The organism is Holdemanella sp. DFI.5.55 (assembly GCF_020593575.1).
GTDB classification, from domain to species: Bacteria; Bacillota_I; Bacilli_A; order Erysipelotrichales; family Erysipelotrichaceae; genus Holdemanella; species Holdemanella hominis.
This window is the reverse complement of record NZ_JAJDMK010000116.1, coordinates 1-3,824: the sequence shown is the minus strand read 5'-3', so window position 1 is coordinate 3,824 and position 3,824 is coordinate 1. Positions and strand designations below refer to the sequence as shown.

General features: G+C 35.5%; 3 protein-coding genes. All 3 read left to right on the top strand.

The features are described from left to right. The first annotated feature begins 58 nt into the window (after positions 1-58). From parC to LJE08_RS12945, 3 genes are read left to right on the top strand one after another with little or no spacing between them, the layout of a single operon-like run. Entirely contained in the window at positions 59-2,542 is a 2,484-nt protein-coding gene (gene parC, locus LJE08_RS12955) for a DNA topoisomerase IV subunit A (protein ID WP_217256291.1), read from the top strand. Further along, positions 2,539-3,432, top strand: a complete 894-nt coding sequence (locus tag LJE08_RS12950) for a DMT family transporter (RefSeq protein WP_227403433.1) — start codon at positions 2,539-2,541, stop codon at positions 3,430-3,432. Before parC ends, LJE08_RS12950 begins: the two co-directional genes overlap by 4 nt. Before the next feature lie 20 nt (positions 3,433-3,452). Beyond that, entirely contained in the window at positions 3,453-3,665 is a 213-nt protein-coding gene (locus tag LJE08_RS12945) for a YneF family protein (RefSeq protein WP_003864166.1), read from the top strand. Positions 3,666-3,824: the final 159 nt, after the last annotated feature.

Below are 3,824 nucleotides of genomic sequence, written 5' to 3'. Positions count from 1 at the left end.
TATTTAACAACAATGTGTTGAACTGATTACGCTACATATTATATGAGGAGGTAAATGCGTGAAAGAAAAAGAAGTAAAACATAATGTTTTAAAGAATTCTTTAGAAGATATCATGGCCGATCGTTTCGCCAGGTATTCTAAATATATTATTCAAGAGCGTGCTTTACCAGATGCAAGAGATGGCTTAAAGCCAGTACAAAGACGTATTTTATATGCGATGTATGAAGATGGGAATACTTACAACAAGCCATATCATAAATCCGCAAAAACAGTCGGTAACGTCATTGGTAACTATCACCCTCATGGGGATAGCTCTGTATATGATGCGATGGTTCGTATGTCACAAAATTGGAAGATTACTAATCCTTTAATTGACATGCAAGGAAACAATGGATCTATCGATGACGATCCGGCGGCTGCGATGCGTTATACAGAAGCGCGTTTAGCCAAAATTAGTGATTTTTTGTTGCAGGACATTGATAAAGATACAGTGGAATGGGCACCCAACTTTTCCGATGAGAAGATGGAACCAACTGTACTTCCAGCACGCTTTCCTAACTTATTAGTCAATGGTATTACAGGTATTGCAGCTGGATATGCCACAAATATTCCACCTCACAATTTAAATGAGGTTGTACAAGCAAGTATTTATCGTATTTCACACCCCGATTGTTCATTAGAAGAATTGATGCAGTTTGTGAAAGGTCCTGACTTTCCTACAGGCGGCATCGTGATGGGACTTGACGGAATCAAACAAGCCTTTAAAACAGGTCGTGGACGTATTTTAATTCGTTCTAAAGTGGAAATTGTACCAACACGTACAATTAAACAAATTGTGATTCATGAGATTCCTTATGAAGTAATCAAGTCGAACTTGGTAAAGAAAATTGATGAGATTCGTTTAAATAAAAAAATCGATGGCATTTTAGATGTGCGTGACGAAAGTGATCGTACGGGATTAAGAATTGTCGTGGATCTTAAAAAAGATAGTAATGATGAACAGATCTTAAACTATTTATATAAAAATACAGATCTTCAAATATCATACAATTACAACGTCATTGCGATTGTGAACAAGGCACCCGTACAAATGTCATTAGCCATGATGTTAGATGCCTTTATCAACCACAGAGAAGATGTAGTGATTCGTAGAAGTAAATATGATTTAGCCTCTAAAAAAGATCGTGCACACATATTAGAAGGCTTGATCAAAGCTGTAAGTGTAATGGATGAGATCATTCGTATCATTCGTAAATCAAAAGATAAGGCCCACGCCAAAAAGAATTTGATTGAACGTTTTGACTTTACAGAAAAACAAGCAGAAGCTATTGTCGTAATGCGCTTATATCGTTTAACAAATACAGATGTTAAAGAATTAAAGGCAGAATTTAAACAACTACAATGTGACATTGTCCAATTAGAAAAAATCATTTCAAATAAGAATGAACTTCATAAAGTCATGGTGGAAGAATTAGAAAAGGTGAATGAAGAATTTAATACACCTCGTCTTTCGGATATTGTACATGAAGTGAAAGAAATCGTAATTGATGAAAAGGCTATGATCTCCAAAGAAGAATGTATGATCACAATTACGCGTGATGGCTATATCAAGCGTGTATCTATGCGAAGCTATAATGCTTCTAGTGAATCCATGACACAACGAAAAGATACAGATTCATTAGTTTGTTACGGAGCGAGTCATACATTACAGACATTAGTTTTCTTCACAAACCGTGGCACATATGGATATATTCCGGTTTATCAGATTGAAGAGGCAAAATGGAAAGATTTGGGTGGTCATATCTCAAATTATATTAAGATGGATTCAAGTGAAAAAATTATCGCAGCCTATGTATTGGATTCCTTTAAAACAGGAGTTCATGTTATAAGTGCAAGTCGTCATGGTATGATCAAGCGTACTGAATTAAAAGAATTTGAAGTTTCACGTTCTAATAAAACAATGGCATGTATGAAGATTGGGGCTATGGACGAAATGATTAATGTATCTTTATCTTATAAACCAGATGATCACGTCATTCTGGTAAGTGAACAAGGCTATGGCTTGATGTATCCGGTTGAACAAATTCCGTTGGTTTCAAATAAATCCAAAGGTGTGAAGGCGATGAATCTATCAAAGGATGATTGCGTAGCTTCTATTTGTGTTAGTCAAAATCGTGAGGAACAAGTCTTAGTTTCTACGACAACCCTTTCTTTAAAGCGTATGAAACAAACGGAGATTGCGGCATTAAATCGTCCGGCGAAAGGAAATCGTATTTGTAAGTTAGTGAAGTCCAATCCAAATGTGATATTAAATGTACATATGGTTGATTTAAATACACCATTTGAAATTTATGCAGAAGATATTATGCGCTTTGAGGCCAAAGAAATCAGTTTGATGAATGCCCAATCCACATTCTCTTCACCACTAGGCAAAGTAGACAAGTTTGAGTGGGTCTCACCACTTGAAAATATTACGGATGGTTCTTGGGTCAAACAAGATGATTTTGAACAACCCTCTTTATTTGATGAGGAAAAAGCATGAGTAAACAACAAGCTAATTTAGTATGCCTTTTGGTTGCGGCCATTTGGAGTGGCGGTTTTATTGCGACCGATGCAGCTTTGCAAACATTTGATCCTTTTACTGTTTTAATGATTCGTTTTATTGGCGCTAGCATCGTTAGTATTATTGTATGTTTAGTCAGTCGTGCAAAGATTTCTAGGGAAGCCTTATTTCGTGGAAGTATTTCAGGTGTTTTAATGTACTTTGCTTTTGCGTTTCAAACCTTTGGCTTATTCTTAACGAATACAGGTCAAAATGCCTTTTTAACAGCTGTCAACGTCGTTCTTGTACCCTATATTGTATGGTTATTATGGAAAAATAAACCGAGCAATCGTCAACTTGCGGCAAGTGTTGTTTGTCTTGCAGGAATTGCCTGCCTAAGCTTATCTAAAGGGTATTTCTCATTTAGTTTTGGCGATAGTCTATCTTTAGCATGTGCCTTCTTCTTTGCGTGTCACATCATATCTTTAGAGTATGCGACAGAAAATTCGAATTCAATTGCGATCAATGCTGTACAAATGAGTGTTGCGGCTATCCTTTCGATTCCACTAGCCTTAAGTTTAGAAACGATACCACAAACAATCACTGCACATGCGTACATGAGTTGTGCTTATATGATCATAGTAGCAACGTTCTTGGCATTTCAACTTCAGACTTTGGCACAAAAATATACAGATGCATCAAGTGCGAGTGTTCTTTTATGTACAGAATCCTTATTTGCGAATGTATTTGGATTTTTATTGTTGCATGAAGAGAAAAGTCCAATTATGATTTTAGGAGGACTTTTGATCTTTGTTTCCGTTATTTTAACGGAATATAGTGGTCAATTCATATTGTCAAAACCCCAAAAAGATAGTAGAATAGATGAGTAGATAGTGAGGTTGACTAAAATATGGGTGTATCAATTTTTTATACGATAGTGGGAGCCATCATTGGTGGCTTGGTTACTTTCTACTTCACTCGTAAGAAGTTTGAAAAAGAAATTAAAGAAAATCCACCTATTAATGAAAAGATGATTCGTGCAATGTTCTTACAAATGGGACGTAAACCTAGTGAAGCACAGATTCGTCAAATCATGAAATCGGTAAACGCAAACCGTAAATAATGATAAAGTGTCTTATGACACTTTTTTTCTTTTCCTAGGTTGTTTGTGTAATGAAAGTTTTGGTTATATATTAGTAATAAATAAGTTATTGTTTTAGAAGAGGTTAATCTGAAAATAAAATTTATAAAAACAAGAAGTTAGAAGTACAAAAGGGTGCAA